This window comes from Ottowia sp., assembly GCF_047975795.1.
Classification (GTDB): domain Bacteria; phylum Pseudomonadota; class Gammaproteobacteria; order Burkholderiales; family Burkholderiaceae_C; genus Ottowia.
The window spans coordinates 22,266-38,497 of the sequence record NZ_JBKEEE010000051.1 but is presented as its reverse complement, the minus strand read 5'-3'; the positions used below and the strand labels follow the sequence as shown (position 1 = coordinate 38,497).

General features: G+C 61.1%; 15 protein-coding genes and 4 tRNA genes. 7 read left to right on the top strand and 12 right to left on the bottom strand.

Annotated features, from left to right (window positions below; all coding sequences use genetic code 11):
- The 3 genes from ACK5NW_RS08485 to ppx form a co-directional block, all read right to left on the bottom strand.
- Window positions 1-77, bottom strand: a tRNA-Met gene (locus ACK5NW_RS08485).
- Window positions 78-138: 61 nt separating this feature from the next.
- On the bottom strand, window positions 139-918 hold the full coding sequence (locus tag ACK5NW_RS08480; RefSeq protein WP_416927001.1) for an enoyl-CoA hydratase: 780 nt from the start codon (window positions 916-918) through the stop codon (window positions 139-141).
- A 168-nt stretch (window positions 919-1,086) separates the two neighbouring features.
- Entirely contained in the window at window positions 1,087-2,595 is a 1,509-nt protein-coding gene (gene ppx, locus ACK5NW_RS08475) for an exopolyphosphatase (protein WP_416926999.1), read from the bottom strand.
- A 198-nt stretch (window positions 2,596-2,793) separates the two neighbouring features.
- Between ppx and pstS the strand changes: the two genes are divergently transcribed.
- The 7 genes from pstS to phoR all read left to right on the top strand — a co-directional run bounded on the left by pstS (window position 2,794) and on the right by phoR (window position 9,512).
- On the top strand, window positions 2,794-3,822 hold the full coding sequence (gene pstS / locus ACK5NW_RS08470) for a phosphate ABC transporter substrate-binding protein PstS (protein WP_416926997.1): 1,029 nt from the start codon (window positions 2,794-2,796) through the stop codon (window positions 3,820-3,822).
- 135 nt (window positions 3,823-3,957) lie between these two features.
- A complete protein-coding gene (gene pstC, locus ACK5NW_RS08465) occupies window positions 3,958-4,959 on the top strand; it encodes a phosphate ABC transporter permease subunit PstC (protein WP_416926995.1) in 1,002 nt (333 codons plus the stop codon).
- 6 nt (window positions 4,960-4,965) lie between these two features.
- Window positions 4,966-5,823, top strand: a complete 858-nt coding sequence (gene pstA / locus ACK5NW_RS08460) for a phosphate ABC transporter permease PstA (protein ID WP_416926993.1) — start codon at window positions 4,966-4,968, stop codon at window positions 5,821-5,823.
- 43 nt (window positions 5,824-5,866) lie between these two features.
- Entirely contained in the window at window positions 5,867-6,688 is an 822-nt protein-coding gene (gene pstB / locus ACK5NW_RS08455; RefSeq protein ID WP_416926991.1) for a phosphate ABC transporter ATP-binding protein PstB, read from the top strand.
- Between the two features lie 20 nt (window positions 6,689-6,708).
- Window positions 6,709-7,410: a phosphate signaling complex protein PhoU gene (phoU, locus tag ACK5NW_RS08450; protein WP_416926989.1), complete on the top strand. Its 702-nt coding sequence runs from the start codon at window positions 6,709-6,711 to the stop codon at window positions 7,408-7,410.
- Complete coding sequence (phoB, locus tag ACK5NW_RS08445; protein ID WP_416926987.1) at window positions 7,407-8,123, top strand: phosphate regulon transcriptional regulator PhoB; 717 nt, start codon at window positions 7,407-7,409, stop codon at window positions 8,121-8,123. The genes phoU and phoB overlap by 4 nt, the downstream gene beginning before the upstream one ends.
- A gap of 57 nt (window positions 8,124-8,180) precedes the next feature.
- A complete protein-coding gene (gene phoR, locus ACK5NW_RS08440) occupies window positions 8,181-9,512 on the top strand; it encodes a phosphate regulon sensor histidine kinase PhoR (protein WP_416926985.1) in 1,332 nt (443 codons plus the stop codon).
- 23 nt (window positions 9,513-9,535) lie between these two features.
- Here the strand turns inward: phoR and ACK5NW_RS08435 are convergent, their stop codons facing one another.
- From ACK5NW_RS08435 to ACK5NW_RS08395, 9 genes are all read right to left on the bottom strand, one after another.
- A complete protein-coding gene (locus tag ACK5NW_RS08435; protein WP_416927007.1) occupies window positions 9,536-10,018 on the bottom strand; it encodes a CoA transferase in 483 nt (160 codons plus the stop codon).
- A 40-nt stretch (window positions 10,019-10,058) separates the two neighbouring features.
- The gene (locus ACK5NW_RS08430; RefSeq protein WP_416926983.1) at window positions 10,059-10,865 is read right to left on the bottom strand and encodes an enoyl-CoA hydratase/isomerase family protein; all 807 of its coding nucleotides are present in this window, start codon (window positions 10,863-10,865) and stop codon (window positions 10,059-10,061) included.
- A 208-nt stretch (window positions 10,866-11,073) separates the two neighbouring features.
- Window positions 11,074-11,150: transfer RNA gene (locus ACK5NW_RS08425), tRNA-Asp, on the bottom strand.
- 47 nt (window positions 11,151-11,197) lie between these two features.
- Window positions 11,198-11,273, bottom strand: a tRNA-Glu gene (locus ACK5NW_RS08420).
- 32 nt (window positions 11,274-11,305) lie between these two features.
- Window positions 11,306-11,381 (bottom strand) — tRNA-Ala (locus ACK5NW_RS08415).
- A gap of 46 nt (window positions 11,382-11,427) precedes the next feature.
- Window positions 11,428-12,840 (bottom strand): glutamate--tRNA ligase, encoded by a 1,413-nt coding sequence (gltX, locus tag ACK5NW_RS08410; RefSeq protein ID WP_416926981.1) that lies wholly within the window; start codon window positions 12,838-12,840, stop codon window positions 11,428-11,430.
- 53 nt (window positions 12,841-12,893) lie between these two features.
- A complete protein-coding gene (locus ACK5NW_RS08405) occupies window positions 12,894-14,132 on the bottom strand; it encodes an O-succinylhomoserine sulfhydrylase (protein WP_416926979.1) in 1,239 nt (412 codons plus the stop codon).
- 5 nt (window positions 14,133-14,137) lie between these two features.
- The gene (gene purF, locus ACK5NW_RS08400; RefSeq protein ID WP_416926977.1) at window positions 14,138-15,643 is read right to left on the bottom strand and encodes an amidophosphoribosyltransferase; all 1,506 of its coding nucleotides are present in this window, start codon (window positions 15,641-15,643) and stop codon (window positions 14,138-14,140) included.
- A gap of 12 nt (window positions 15,644-15,655) precedes the next feature.
- Window positions 15,656-16,216, bottom strand: a complete 561-nt coding sequence (locus tag ACK5NW_RS08395) for a CvpA family protein (protein ID WP_416926975.1) — start codon at window positions 16,214-16,216, stop codon at window positions 15,656-15,658.
- Window positions 16,217-16,232 lie beyond the last annotated feature (16 nt).

Genomic DNA, 16,232 nt, shown 5'->3' with positions numbered 1-16,232 from the left:
TGGTGGTGGTAGGTGGAATCGAACCACCGACCTTGGGGTTATGAATCCCACGCTCTAACCATCTGAGCTATACCACCGGCAACCGCGCATTATATATGTCAGCCAGTTGGTCGACAGGCTGCAAGGCATGCGGTGTTGTTATTGGTGCTTGAATACCGGCGCGCGCTTGTTGACGAAGGCGTCCATGCCTTCTTTTTGGTCGGTAGTGGCAAACAGGCCGTGGAACAGGCGACGCTCAAAGCTGACGCCGTCGGACAGTGTGCCCTCGAAGGCGCGGTTGACGCATTCCTTGGCGGCCATGACGGCCAGTTGGCCAAAGCCGCAGATGGTGATGGCGGCGGCCAGCGCTTCGTCCATCAGCTTGTCCGATGGCACCACACGACTGACCAGGCCGCTGCGCTCGGCTTCTTCAGCGTTCATCATGCGGGCCGTGAGCGCCATGTCCATGGCTTTGGATTTGCCCACAGCGCGCGGCAAGCGCTGCGTGCCACCTGCGCCGGGGATGACGCCCAGCTTGATTTCGGGCTGGCCAAACTTGGCGTTGTCGGCGGCGATGATGAAGTCGCACATCATCGCCAGCTCGCAACCGCCACCCAGCGCAAAACCGCTGACTGCGGCAATCACCGGCTTGCGAACCGAGCGAATGGTTTCCCAGTCGCGCGTGATGTAGTCGTCGCGGTACACGTCGGCAAAGCTGTAGCTGGCCATGGCACCGATGTCGGCACCGGCGGCAAAGGCTTTTTCGCTGCCGGTGACGATCATGCAGCCGATGGCGGGGTTGGCGTCAAACTCTTTCAGCGCCTGGCCCAGCTCGCGCATCAACTGGCCGTTCAAGGCGTTGAGCTGTTTGGGGCGGTTGAGGGTGATGATGCCGACTTGGTCGGCTTCTGTGCGGGTGGTAATGAATTCGTAGGCCACTTCATCTCCTTTCGGATGGGTTGGTTGAGGGGTGTCACACTATAACCACCGGAGGTGCGCAGGCGCGTGCCGATGATCGGCACTGGATGTAACAGGTGCCGAGGCGGTCACGAGAAAACTGATGCCTAGACGCTATGACTCAGAAGGCCATGTGAATGCGCTCTGGCGTTAACAGGCCCTGAGCCGCAGGCTCCAAGGTGTGCGCTGCCAGGCCAGCACTTCTTCGCGCAGCAGGTGGGCGGATTGGGGCCAGTCGTGATCCCAGTTTTTGCGAAAACTCAATACAAGTCCTTGGTCGGAGGCGTTTTTGTCGCTGCGCAGGGTGAGGTGGGCGTCGTCGGGGTCTTGCCGGGCGTGGCACAAGATGACGGCCAGGCGCAAGGCCAGCAGTTGTTGCACGAACAGCGGATCGTCCAATGCGGTTTCAAGTTTGCGCAGCTTGCCACGGTGGCCCAGTACCAATCGGCTGAGGTGGTGCAGCTCATGCAGGGCAAAGCCTGAGGCGTCGGTGTTGTCCAGGATGTAAGCGCCGTGTTTGTGGTGGTCGGCGTGGGAGATGCGCACACCGATTTCGTGCAACCGGGCGGCCCATTCGATTTGGCGTTCGGCCTCGTGGCGCTGCTTTTTCTTCAGGCCCGTGCCGATCTGGCTGAACAGGCGCAAGGCGGTGCGGGCTACGCGCGCGGCTTGGGGCTGGTCGATTTGAAAGCGCAGGGCCAGTGATTCGATGGCGGCGGCGCGCACGTCGGTGTCGTGGTGCGCGCGGTCGAGCATGTCGTACAGCGCGCCGTGGCGCAGTGCGCCATAGGCGTATTGCAACTGGTCGATGTCCAGCAGGTCGGTCAGTGCGCACAGCACCGCCAGGCCGCCGGCAATCACGGGCTGGCGGTCTTCTTTGATGCCTTCCAGCCGGATGGCGTCGGTGCGGCGCGCTTTGATGAGTTTGTCGCGCAGCCAGTGCAAATTGTCGCGTGTGACGATGTGGCGCGCGGGCACGCGGCCAGCCGCCAGCAGGGCATCGGCAATCGCGCCCACCGTGCCTGAGCAGCCATAAACCACGTCCCAGTGCGTCGGCCCGTGGGTGGTGATGGCTTCGTCCATCACGGCTTTGGCGGCGATTTCGGCACGCTCGAAGTTTTTGGTGCTGAGCTGTCCGTCAGGAAAGTAGCGCATCGACCAGGCCACGCTGCCGACGCGGTACGACTCCATGGTGTGGGGGGTGTAGCCGCTGCCGATGATCAACTCGGTTGAGCGGCCACCGATGTCCAGCACCAGGCGGCGCTCGTCCGACTGGGGCAGCAAGTGGGCCACGCCCTGGTAGATCAGGCGCGCTTCTTCGCGGCCAGAAATGACGTCGATGGGAAAGCCCAGAATGTCTTGTGCGCGGCCAATGAATTCGTCGCGGTTACGCGCTTCACGCAGGGTTTGGGTGGCCACGGCGCGCACCTGGCTGGTTTCAAAGCTGGACAAGCGCTCGGCAAAACGGGCCAGACAGTTCCAGCCGCGCTGCATGGCGTCTTGGGACAGGCGGCGGTCGGCGTCCAGGCCCGCGCCCTGGCGCACGGTTTCCTTGTGGTATTCCATGCGCTGAAGCTGGCCCAGCTCGAGCTTGGCGATTTCAAGGCGAAAGCTGTTGGATCCCATGTCCACAGCGGCGAGGCGCTGACCAGTTTGCATAGATGTGTGAGAAGGTAGTCCAAAACCAGATGCGCGTCCAAATGCATGTCCCAATGCACGCGATGGAGGCGATTGTGGCCGATTCGGGTGACGGGGCATCACCGCAGCCGGTTCGTGAAGAAAGGGTGACGTCACAAAGTTGTCACATTGATTCCATAAAGTCGCTTCATCCACATCACTTCAACAAAGGTGTTTCACATGAAGCGTGCATTCCTCAAGGTATTGGCTGTCACAGCGTTGGGTTCATTGGTGGGCACAGCCGCGTATGCGGCCGACATCACGGGTGCGGGGGCCAGTTTTCCGTACCCGGTGTATGCCAAGTGGGCCGAAGGCTACAAGGCGGCGTCTGGCGTGGGCTTGAATTACCAGTCGATCGGCTCGTCGGGCGGCGTGCGCCAGATTCGGGCCAAGACCGTGGCTTTTGGTGCCAGCGATGCGCCTGTGAAAGGCGATGACCTGGCCAAGGACGGCATGGTGCAGTTTCCCGCCATCATTGGCGGTACGGTGCCGGTGCTGAATGTGGAGGGTTTTGCGCCTGGCGACTTGCGCGTGACCGGCCCGGTACTGGCTGAGATGTTCATGGGCACCATCAGCAAGTGGAACGACCCCAAATTTGCCGCCCTGAACCCTGGAAAAAAACTGCCCGATCAGGCTATTACCGTGGTGCACCGCGCCGATGGTTCGGGCACCACCTTCAACTTCACGGATTACCTGAATACGGTCAGCAAAGACTGGGCCGACAAGGTGGGCAAGGGCAATGCCGTCAAGTGGCCCGCATCCAGCTCCATCGGTGGCAAGGGCAACGAAGGTGTGGCCGCCAACGTGGGCCGCATCAAAGGTGCCATTGGCTATGTGGAATACGCCTACGCCAAGAAAAACAAGCTGACCTACATGCAGATCCAGAACCAGGCGGGCAATTTTGTGTCGCCCGACGACGCCACGTTTGCATCGGCCGCCAACGGCGTGGACTGGTTCAGCGCGCCGGGTATGGGAGTGTCGATGGTCAACGCCAAGGGCGACAAGTCGTGGCCCATCTCCACTGCTTCGTTCATCCTGATGTACAAGGAGCCGGCCGACAAGGCGCAGTCGGCCGAGGTGCTGAAGTTCTTCGACTGGGCTTTCAAAAACGGCAAGCAGTCGGCCAGCGAGCTGGATTACGTGCCGCTGCCTGACACGCTGACCAGCGAAATTCGCGCCAAAGTGTGGACGCAGATCAGCACCAAGTGAGATCGACGGTTGATGCATTCAAGCTGTCAGCCGGATCGCACTCGCGCAGAGTGCTTGGGCTGGCAGACCGTTTGATCACCCTGATGTTTGATCGCCCCCGATAATTGAGCGCATGAGGACAGCATGAGTGTCTCAATGACCACACTGAACAGCGCGCCAGGGTCTGAAACTCCGGCGCAAGACCAGAAAAACCAGAACGTTGCTGCCATTGCCCGGCGCCAGCGTTGGCAAGACGCGCTGTTTCACCGTGGCACGCAACTGTTTTCTCTGCTGGTGCTGGCGGCGCTGGCGGGCATTTTGGTGTCGCTGTTCATCAGCGCCTGGCCCACCTTCAAAACCTTTGGCGTTCAGTTTTTGTGGACGGTGGAGTGGGACGTCGTTAACGAGCAGTTTGGCGCGGCCATTGCCATTGTGGGCACGGTGCTCAGCGCGGGCATAGCGCTGCTGCTGGCGGTGCCGCTGGCGTTCGGCATAGCCCTGTTTTTGACCGAGAACTGCCCCGCCTGGCTGCGCAGGCCGTTGGGCACCGCAATCGAGTTGCTGGCCGCAGTGCCGTCCATCATTTACGGCATGTTCGGCCTGTTTGTGTTTGCGCCTTTGTTTGCCGACTACGTGCAAATGCCTTTGCAGCAGGTGCTGGGCGGCATGCCGCTGGTGGGCTGGCTGTTTGGCGGTGCGGTCAACGGCATGGGCATTTTGGCGGCGGCGATTGTGCTGGCTTTCATGATCTTGCCGTACATCGCGGCGGTGATGCGTGATGTGTTCGAGATCGTACCGCCCATCCTGCGCGAGTCGGCCTACGGCCTGGGCTGCACCACCTGGGAAGTGGTGCGCAAGGTGGTGTTGCCTTACACGCAAAAGGGTGTGATTGGCGGCATCATGCTGGGCTTGGGGCGTGCGCTGGGTGAAACCATGGCCGTCACGTTCGTGATTGGCAATGCCAACCGCATGCCTTCGTCGCTGTTTTCATCAGGCACGTCGATTGCCTCCACCTTGGCCAACGAGTTTGGCGAGGCGGCTGATCTGCACCTGACCACACTGTTCGCTCTGGGCTTTTTGCTGTTCGTCATCACCTTTGTGGTGCTGGCACTGGCCAAGATCATGATCATCCGCGCCGAGCGCGCCAAAGGCACCTGATAAACCATGCAAACTGCCAATGCCTTGTACCGCAAGCGCCGTACGGCCAACGCCATTGGGCTGACCCTGTCGATGGGGGCCATGGTGGTGGGTTTGATCGTGCTGTTGTGGATTCTTTTCGTGCTGCTGGGCAAGGGCCTGGCGGCGGTCGATTTGAATATGTTTATTCACGATACGCCCGCGCCTGGCTCTGAAGGTGGTGGCCTGCGCAACGCCATCGTAGGCAGTTTGATGATGCTGGGCCTGACGGTGCTGGTGTCGACCCCGATTGGCATTCTGGCCGGGCTGTATCTGGCCGAATACGGCGACGAGAGCAAGACCGCCGAGGTCACGCGCTTTGTGACCGACATCATGCTGTCAGCGCCGTCCATCGTGCTGGGTTTGTTTGTCTACGCCATTTTGGTGGCACCGACGGGGCGCTTTTCGGGTTATGCGGGTTCGCTGGCGCTGTCGCTGATCGCCATTCCTGTGGTGATGCGCACTACCGAAAACATGTTGCGGCTGGTGCCCGGCAGCCTGCGCGAGGCGGCTGCCGCCCTGGGTGCGCCGCGCTGGAAGGTGTCGCTGATGATTACCTTGCGCGCAGCGCGCAGCGGGGTGATCACGGGCCTGTTGCTGGCCATTGCCCGCGTCAGTGGCGAAACAGCGCCATTGCTGTTCACCGCCCTCAACAACCAGTTTTTCAGCACCGACATGGGGCAACCCATGGCCAACCTGCCGGTGGTGATTTTCCAGTTCGCCATGAGTCCGTACGACAACTGGATTCGCCTGGCCTGGGGTGGCGCGCTGCTGATCACACTGGCGGTGCTGGCCATCAACGTGGTGGCGCGGGTGTACTTCCGCGACAAAGCACCTGGGCATTGAGCATGGATACCGAACATTTTCAACACCTGATGGGGCCACTGACATGGAAGTATTGACACCCCGCCCGCAGGCTGCGATCTCGCCTGCTGCCACCTGCCGCGAACCTGAGCGCCTGGCGCTGGAAATTCGCGACCTTGATTTTTTCTATGCCAATGGGTTTCAAGGGCTGAAAAAAATCAACTTGGGCATTCCAGAGCGCAAAGCCACCGCATTCATTGGCCCGTCGGGTTGTGGCAAATCGACACTGCTGCGCACGCTTAACCGCATGTACAGCCTGTACCCCGGCCAGCGCGCGGTGGGGCAGATTTTGCTGAATGGCAAAAACATTCTGGATCCGAGCGTGGACATCAATCTGCTGCGCGCCAGCGTGGGCATGGTGTTTCAAAAACCCACGCCGTTTCCGATGACGATTTACGAGAACATTGCCTTCGGCGTGCGCCTGTACGAAAAGCTGAACAAGCCCGATATGGATGAGCGCGTGGAGTGGGCGCTGTCCAAGGCGGCATTGTGGACCGAGGTCAAAGATAAGCTGGGCCAAAGCGGTCTGTCGCTTTCAGGTGGGCAACAGCAGCGCCTGTGCATTGCACGCAGCGTGGCCGTGAAGCCATCGGTGCTGCTGCTGGACGAGCCCACATCGGCGCTGGACCCGATTTCAACCGGCAAGGTGGAAGAGCTGGTGCACGAACTCAAACGCGACTACACCATCGCCATCGTCACCCACAACATGCAGCAGGCCGCCCGCGTGAGCGACTACACCGCTTACATGTATCTGGGCGAGCTGATGGAGTGTGGTGCCACTGAAGAGTTGTTCTTCAAGCCCAAGCGCAAAGAGACCGAAGACTACATCACGGGCCGGTTTGGCTGATACGGCCTGAAGGAAACCGCATGACCGACAAACACATTTCCAGCCAGTTCGACAACGAGCTTAATCAGGTGTCCTCGCACGTGCTTGAGCTGGGCGGCATGGTCGAGATGCAGATCCGGCAGGCCATGTACGCGCTGTCTGAGTTCAACATCGAAGTGGCCGACCAGGTGCAAGACACGGAGCACCGGGTCAACGCGCTGGAGCTGGAAATTGACCGCGAGCTGTCGAACATCATTGCGCGGCGCCAGCCAACGGCGATTGACTTGCGCTTGCTGCTGGCCATTTCAAAAACCACTGCCAATCTGGAGCGGGTGGGCGATGAGGCGGCCAAGATCGCCCGCATGGTCAAGCGCATCATTGACTCAGGCAAAGCGCGGGTGCTGCCTGCGGGCGAGCTGCGCATGGCGGCTGATCTGGCCGCGCAACAGTTGCGCAAGGCGCTGGATGCGTTTGCGCGGTTGAGCGCCGATGACGCCGTGGCCATCATCAAGGACGACGACCATGTCGACCGCGAGTTCGATGGTTTTGTGCGCAAGCTCATCACCTACATGATGGAAGACCCGCGCACCATTTCAGCCAGCCTGGACTTGCTGACCCTGGCCAAGGCCATTGAACGCATCGGCGACCATGCCAAGAACATTGCCGAGTTCGTGATCTACATCGTCAAAGGTGCTGATGTGCGGCACAGTGGCCCCGATGGGGTCGAATCGGCCGCCCGATGAGAAACACCCCGCGCGTATTGATCGTTGAGGATGAGGCACCGATTGCCGAGCTGATTGCCGTCAACTTGCGTCACAACGGCTTTCAGCCCACCTGGGCCATGGACAGCGAAAGTGCCCAACGTGAGCTGAATGCGGTGCTGCCTGATGTGATTTTGCTGGACTGGATGCTGCCGGGCGAAAGCGGTCTGTCGCTGGCGCGCAAGTGGCGTCAGGATGCACGCACCAAGTCGGTGCCGATTTTGATGCTTACGGCGCGCAGCGATGAATCTGACCGTGTGGCGGGCCTGGATGCGGGGGCTGACGACTACATCGTCAAACCGTTTTCCACCAAGGAGATGCTGGCCCGCATTCGCGCCGTGCTGCGCCGCCGCGCGCCCGAGCAAACTGGCGGCCCGGTGGCGATGGGCGCGCTGCTGCTGGATCCGACCACGCACCGGGCCAGCTACGACGGGCAGCCGCTCAAGCTGGGGCCAACCGAATTCAAGCTGCTGCACTACCTGATGGGCCATGCCGAGCGCGTGCACAGCCGCGGGCAACTGCTGGACAAGGTGTGGGGCGACCATGTGTTCATCGAAGAGCGCACGGTGGATGTGCACATCAAGCGTTTGCGTGAAGCACTGGGGCCTGCCAGCGCCTTGCTGGAGACGGTGCGTGGCGCGGGCTACCGCCTGACGGCGCAGCCTCTTGCAGCGGTGCATGGGCCGTCCAGTTAAAGCAGTTGATCTCAACATATTGGCCAGCCTGTAGCTGACGATCATTGGGTGCGGCGCATGCTGTTTGACATTCTTTCCTCGGTTTTCATGCCGACCGCGCTGGGGTTGCTGGGCTGGCGGCTATGGGGCTGGCCGGGTGCGCTTGCTGGTGTGGCGTGCGGGGCTGCGGCGGTGCAGGTGGTGCACACTTTGCGCGGACGGCGCTTTGTGCAATGGCTGCGCGAGCCTGATCTGAACGCCCCGTCAAGCACCCGTGGCCTGTGGGGCGATGCGGCCTATCGCGTGGCCAAAATGCTGCGTGGCGAGCGTGAGCGGGTGCGTGAAAGCGCCCAGCGGCTGGATGATTTTTTGGCCGCAATTCAGGCTTCACCCAACGGGGTGCTGCTGCTGGACTCTGAAGGACGCATTGAATGGTTCAACGCCATTGCCGGGTCGCACCTTGGGCTGGATGCGCAACGCGATTTGCTGCAACACATTGGCAACCTGGTACGCCAGCCAGCGTTCACGGCTTATCTGGCAGCGCGCAACTTTGACAGCGATGTGGAACTGATTGGGCAGCAAGATCGGCCCGGACGTCCGGTGCGTTTATCGGTACAGATTTTCCCTTATGGTGCGGGGCAGCAGTTGCTGCTGTCGCGCGATATCACCGCCTTGGCGCAGGCCGAGGCTATGCGGCGCGACTTTATCGCCAATGTGTCGCACGAGCTGCGCACGCCGCTCACGGTGCTGGCCGGTTTTGTGGAAACCCTGCAAACCCTGCCTTTGACCGATGAAGAGCGGGCCACCTATCTGGGCATGATGGCCACGCAGTCTGAGCGCATGCAAACACTGATCAGCGACTTGCTCATGCTTTCTCGCCTGGAAGGCAGCCCGCAGCCTGGCATGAGTGAGCAAGTGGACCTGGGTGCCATGATGGCGTTGTGCCAGACCGAAGCCAGTGCCTTGTCCAGCCTGTTGTACCCCGATGACGCCAAGCCTCAGTCCTTGATTTTTGGGCCGGTGCCTGGGTTCGGGCTGACCGGATCAGCCAGTGAACTGCGCAGCGCCATCTCCAACCTGATCAACAACGCCGTGCGCTACACCCCCGCAGGCGGCCGTATCGAGGTGCGCTGGGAACAGTTGCCAGACGGCCGGGCACGCTTGGCCGTGACCGACAGCGGCCCGGGCATTGCGCCAGAGCACCTGCCGCGCCTGGGTGAGCGCTTTTACCGGGTCGATCGCAGCCGCTCGCGCGAATCCGGGGGGACGGGCCTAGGCCTGGCGATCACCAAACACGTGGTGCAGCGCCATGGCGGCGAGCTTCAAATTAGCAGCACACTGGGCAAAGGGGCGTGCTTTGCCCTGTGCTTTCCGGCGGTGCGTGTGCAAGTTTTTGGAGCCTGTGCGTGACAGGCAGCACTTGGGATTGACGATCAGGCCACAGCACCATCGGCGTAAAGCTTGTCGATGGTGGCATGGTCTTTGCCAATCTCAAGCAGAATTTCGCGCGTGTGCTGCCCTTTGCCTGCGGCAACTGCTGGTGGTGCAGATTTTGAATGTGAAAACAAGGCTGCTGCCCGCGGCATTTTCAATGGGCCGCAGCCTGGATGATCCAGCGTCTGTAGCGTGCCGTTGTGAATGACCTGCCTGTCTGAGGCCAGATCAGCTTTGGCGTTGACGCGCCCAGCGGGCACCCCAGCTTCGCCAAGGCGCGCTACAAGTTCGTCCACGGCATGCTGCTTCGCCAGTGGATCAAGGATGGCGCGCCATTGCTTCAGGTAAGTGCGGCGTGCGCCGATGGTGCGAAAGCGTTCGTCTTCCACCAGTTCCGGCCGACCAAGTACGCGGCACAGACCGGCAAACTCGGCATCTTGCGGTGTCAGTACGGCAAACCAGCCATCACGTGCGCGCCACAGGCGCTGACAATGACAACCTTGCCTTTCACCATTTTCTTGCTTATTGCTCCTTGTTGACTGGCCATCGGAAAGCGGGTGGTTGTTTGTTAAAAAATCTTTCCACAGCCTCGCGAAAAGCCGCTGTCTGAAAACACAATGCCTGTGCGTTGGCTTCGGCCTCCAGCGCGGCCTCCAGCGCTCCCGCATCCAAAGCCATGCGCTTGATCATTGCCGTGGAAAGCGGAGCGCTGGTGGCGAAGCTTTCGGCCAGTGCCAGCGCACGCGGCAGTAGTTGGTCGCTGTCGTGGCGCTCCATGGCGATACCCAGGCGCAGCGCTTCGTCGGCATCAACTTCACGCGTCGACAACAGCAGTTCACGCGCGCGTTGTGCGCCCACAGCGCGCGGTAACGTGTAGGTCGCACCACAATCGGGAACCAGCCCGATACGGGAAAACACCATGCAAAAGCGCGCACGCGGTGACACCAGCACAAAGTCAGCCGTCAAGGCCAGACTGAAGCCAGCGCCGAAAGCTGCACCGTCGACGGCAGCAATCACCGGAATATCCAATGTCAACAGATCGCGAAAAATGGCATTCGAGTTCCGCATGCGGTCACGCAGCACGTCGCTGGGCTGTTCATGGGCAGTGGACAGTGCTCTCAAATCACCACCGGCGCAAAAAGCACCATTGGCTCCGGTTAAAACCACGGCGCGAATGGATCGGTTGTTGCGAATCTCAGTCAGGGCATTGCGCAAGCCATCGCGCACAGGTCCAGCAAAAGCGTTGCGCGAACTGGCATCGTCCAGAGTCAGGAGTGCTGTCGCACCTTGTAGCTTGAAATGTGTTCCGCTTGTGACGGGTTCGCTCATGAAGTGGCTCCTTGCGATATTCAATCTTGCTGACTTGGTTACGTAAGTCTAGCCAAAGAGGCACCGATCTGTTCTGCAATCAATTGCCAGGACAGTTGCCACAGTCCGTTTTGCAATTGATTGCACGCCCTACCAGGTTGGTTTTAGGTGGAAATGTATTCTGTCAAAGAAAAAACCCTAAGTGAATCAATCACTTAGGGTTGCATTCTGGCGGAGTGGACGGGACTCGAACCCGCGACCCCCGGCGTGACAGGCCGGTATTCTAACCAACTGAACTACCACTCCGCGTTGGTGTGGCTTTCATTCCTTGCGGAATCAAGCGCCACAAAACTTGGCGACCCTACGGGGATTCGAACCCCGGTACCCACCGTGAAAGGGTGGTGTCCTAGGCCTCTAGACGATAGGGTCAAAACCTTCAGACTTTTTGTTCTCAACAGACCTGGTGGAGGTAAGCGGGATCGAACCGCTGACCTCTTGCATGCCATGCAAGCGCTCTCCCAGCTGAGCTATACCCCCCGTTGGGTGTCGAGCCTTGCATTATATGCTGAATTCTATGGCCCACTCAAGCTTTTTTCAAACGTGCCAGTACGGTTTCTTTGTGATGCAAGGCCAGCACGGCATCCAGTGACGGAGTTTGCGGGGTGCCCATGACCAGCACGCGTACAGGCATGGCCAGTTGCGGCATTTTGAGTTGCTGGGCGGCCAGCACTTCTTTGATAGTGGTACCGATGGATGCGGCATCCCAGCGCACTTCAGCCAACTTGTCGTGCAGCGTGGCGATGGCGGGCTGAATGACTTCGGTCACATGCTTGGCCCGGTCGTCATCGGAAGGCTGCACGTCGGTGTAGTACGGCATGGCCCAGTCGGCCAGTTGGACGGTGGTTTCGCAGCGGTCTTTGAACAGGCCACAGAGGGCGGGCAGGCGCTCGTCCGCCGCGATGCCGCGTTTTTGCAGTTGCACGGCCACCAGCGGTGACAGTGCTGCGTCGTCCATGGTTTTCAAGTGCTGGGCGTTGACCCAGCGCAGCTTGGTTTCGTCAAAGCGACCGGCGCTGGCACCCAGGTGGTCGAGGTTGAACCAGTCGAGAAATTGCTGGCGGCTGAAGATTTCGTCGTCGCCGTGGCTCCAGCCCAAACGAGCCAGGTAGTTGACCATGGCGTCGGGCAAGTAGCCCTCGTCGCGGTATTGGGTGACGGGCTTGGCACCGTGGCGCTTGCTCATCTTCTCGCCCTGCTCGTTCAGCACCGTCGGCAGGTGCGCATACACCGGTGGTTCATGACCTAGGGCGCGGAAGATGTTGATCTGGCGCGGCGTGTTGTTGACGTGGTCGTCGCCGCGGATGACGTGGGTGATGCGCATGTCGATGTCGTCCACCACCACGCAGAAGTTGTAGGTGGGGGTGCCGTCGGGGCGGGCGATGACCAGATCGTCCAGCTCATCGTTGCACACTTCCACGCGGCCTTTGACCTTGTCGTCCCACACCACGCTGCCGTCCAGCGGGTTTTTAAAGCGCAGCACGGGTTGCACGCCTTCAGGCACGGGCGGTAGGGCTTTGCCGGGTTCGGGCCGCCAGGTGCCGTCGTAACGGGGCTTTTGCTTGGCGGCCATTTGGCGTTCGCGCAGCGCGTCCAGCTCGGCCACGCTCATGTAGCAGGGGTAGACCAGGCCGCGTGCCTGCATGTCGGCCAACACGGTTTTGTAGCGCGCCATGCGCTGCATTTGGTAGAACGGGCCTTCGTCGTGGTTCAGGCCCAGCCAGGCCATGCCTTCCAAAATGACGTCGACCGCCGCCTGGGTCGAACGCTCTTGATCGGTGTCTTCAATGCGCAGGATGAACGCACCGCCTTGCGAGCGGGCAAATGCCCACGGGTACAAGGCCGAGCGGATGTTGCCCAGATGGATGAAGCCCGTGGGTGAAGGCGCGAAGCGGGTGCGCACAGGGGCATCGTGCAGAGATGATTTTTTATCAGTCATTTTTGCCTCTAGTGCAGGTGTATAAAGCGTAATAAGCTATTATTAAAGTAGCATCAGGCTACATTGAACGCATTATCCAGCCCACGTGCCAGATCGGTTTCGATGTCGCCTGGGTGCTCCAGGCCGACAGACAGGCGGATCAGCCCTTGCACCACGCCCGCCGATTGGCGCTGTGCTTCGCTCAGGCGGCCGTGCGAGGTGCTGGCCGGGTGGCAGATCAGCGTTTTCACGTCGCCCAGGTTGGTGGCGATGCGGCACACGCGGCAACTGTCGATGACATGGAAGGCACGGGCGCGCGCTTGCTCGGGCGTGTCTGCCTTGATGCTGAAGGCAATCACCGCACCGCCCACGTTGGCTTGTTGTGCCATGGCCAGCGCGTGCTGCGGGTGTGAGGGCAGGCCGGGATAGAACACACGATCAACCGCCGGGTGCTGTTCCAGCCACTGGGCCACGCGCAGCGCATGGCGGCTTTGCGCCTGCACGCGCACGGCCAGGGTTTCCATGCCTTTGTGCATCACCCAGGCATTGAACGGTGCCAGTACTATGCCCGCCGTGCGGATCAGGGGCGCGAATACATCGTCCACCAACTGGCGTGAGGCACAAATGGCACCCGCCATGGCCCGGCCTTGCCCATCCAAAAACTTGGTGCCCGAATGGATGGACAAATCGGCCCCCAATGCCATCGGCCGTTGCAGCACGGGTGTGGAAAAGGTGTTGTCCGCCGCCAGCAGCGCACCGGCACCATGGGCCAGATCGGCCAGGGCGCGAATGTCGCACACCTCGGTCAGCGGGTTGGTGGGTGTTTCGGCAAACAGCAGGCGAGTGCTGGGGCGCACAGCGGCGCGCCATTCGGCGACGTCGGTTTGCGATACAAAACTGGTTTCGACACCGAACTTGGCAAACTCGCTGCCCAGCAGCTTGATGGTGCTGCCGAATACCGAGCGTGAGCAGATCACGTGGTCGCCGCTTTTCAGCAGGCCCATGCCCATCAGCAAGATGGCCGCCATGCCGCTGGATGTGCCAATGGCCGCTTCGCTGCCTTCCAGTGCGGCCAGGCGCTGCTCAAAGGCGGTGACCGACGGGTTGCTGGTGCGCGAATAGGTGTAGCCGTCTTCATCGCCCGCAAAGCGGCGTGCGGATGCGGCAGCGCTGGGTTGCACGAAGCAACTGGTGAGGTACAGCGCGTCAGAATTTTCGCCATAAGGGCTGGGGGCAATGCTGGTGTGCAGCGCCAGCGTATCGGGGTGCAGGCCGTCTGGCAAAGCGGGGGCAGCGTCTGAGGATTGAGGCATGGTGGTCAGGCTGCGGTGGCTTTGGGCAGGTTCAGGCGTGAGGTGTCTTCGTCGTCTTCGCCCGTTTTGATGCGCTGATCGTTCATGCGCGCAATGTCGCTGTCAGAAATATCGCCAGTGACGTACACGCCGTCAAAGCACGAAGCTTCAAAGCCCGCCACTGAGGGGTTGAGTTGTCCCACAGCTCGCTTCATGGCTTCCACGTCCTGGTAAATCAGCGCATCGGCCCCAATCATTTCGCGAATCTGCTCCACGCTGCGGTCATGCGCCACCAACTCTTGCCTGGTGGGCATGTCGATGCCATACACATTGGGGTGGCGCACGGGCGGCGCGGCGCTGGCCATGTAAACCTTGTTGGCCCCGGCCTCGCGCGCCATCTGCACGATTTCTTTCGAGGTGGTGCCGCGCACGATCGAGTCGTCCACCAGCAGCACGTTGCGCCCCGCAAATTCGCTGGCAATGGCGTTGAGTTTTTGGCGCACCGACTTCTTGCGCACGCCCTGGCCCGGCATGATGAAGGTGCGGCCCACATAGCGGTTTTTGACAAAACCTTCGCGGTAGGGCTTGCCCAGCAGGCGCGCCAGCTCAGTCGCGCTGGGGCGGCTGGATTCGGGGATGGGGATGACGACGTCGATCTCGCTCGGCGGCACCGTGGACACCACCCGTTTGGCCAGCGTTTGCCCCAGATTCAGGCGCGCTTGGTAGACCGACATGCCGTCCAGTACTGAATCGGGCCGGGCCAGATACACAAACTCAAAAATGCAAGGCGACAACTGGGTTTGGGCCGCGCACTGGCGGGTGTGCGCTGTGCCGTCCAGCGGCACAAAAAGGGCTTCGCCGGGGGCCACGTCGCGCTCAGGCGTAAAGCCCGTGCCTTCCAGTGCCACCGATTCGCTGGCCACCATCACGCCGCCGTCTGGGCCACGGCCAAAAATCAGCGGGCGAATGCCATACGGGTCACGAAATGCCACCATGCCGTGTCCGGCAATCTGCGCAATCACGGCGTAAGAGCCACGCACGCGCCGGTGCACATGGGCCACGGCCTCAAACACCTGGTCTGGCCCCAGTGCATTGCCGCGCGTGGCGCGTTCCAGCTCGTGCGCCAGCACGTTCAGCAGCACTTCGGAGTCGCTCTCGGTGTTGATGTGGCGGTGGTCGGTAGAAAACAGCTCGGTTTTCAGCGCCTGGGCATTGGTCAGGTTGCCGTTGTGCACCAGTACCACGCCAAAGGGCGCGTTGACGTAAAAGGGCTGCGCCTCTTCTTCGCTGAAAGCGTCGCCCGCCGTGGGGTAGCGCACCTGGCCGAGACCACTGTGGCCAGGCAGCGCACGCATGTCACGCGTGCGAAACGCATCGCGCACCATGCCTTTGGCCTTGTGCATGAAGAACTTGCGGTCTTGCTGGGTAACAATGCCTGCGGCATCTTGCCCCCGGTGCTGCAACAGCAGCAGCGCGTCATAAATAAGCTGGTTGACGGGTGCGTTGCTGACAACGCCGACGATGCCGCACATGGTGTTGATGCCTCAGATGGGGAGCAGGGCTGGTTCGGATTGAGTGGGCGTAGACCCGGATTGAGCGGGCGCAGGCTCCGTGGTTTCGCCCGAAAGCAGTTTGTTCAGAGATGTTGGCAACATAGGTTGGAGCTGGGTCAGCCCCATTTCAAGCCACGGGGCGCTGGCAGCCGTTTGCCACCAGGGTTCTTTGTGCAGCGGCGTCATGCGCAAAAGCGCCGCCGCCAACACCAGCAGCAGCACGCCACGCACCACGCCAAAGGCGGCACCAAAGGTGCGATCGACGGGGCGTGCGCCCATCTTTCGGGCCATCAGGCGCGCCAAGGTGGCCATCATGCCGCACATAAAAGCGGTGACCACGAATACCAGCGCAAAACCGGCGGCCTGCCGCATCGATTGGCTGGCTTCGCCCATCGGCAGCCCCAGGCCGACGGTGGGGCCGATCCAGCGGGCGACAAAAAAGGCCACGATCCAGCCCGCAATGGCCAGCACCTCATAAACCAGGCCGCGCCATGCACCCAGCAGCAATGACGCCAGCAAAATGGCGATACAAATCCAGTCCACAGCGCTCATCACATCCAATTCCCCC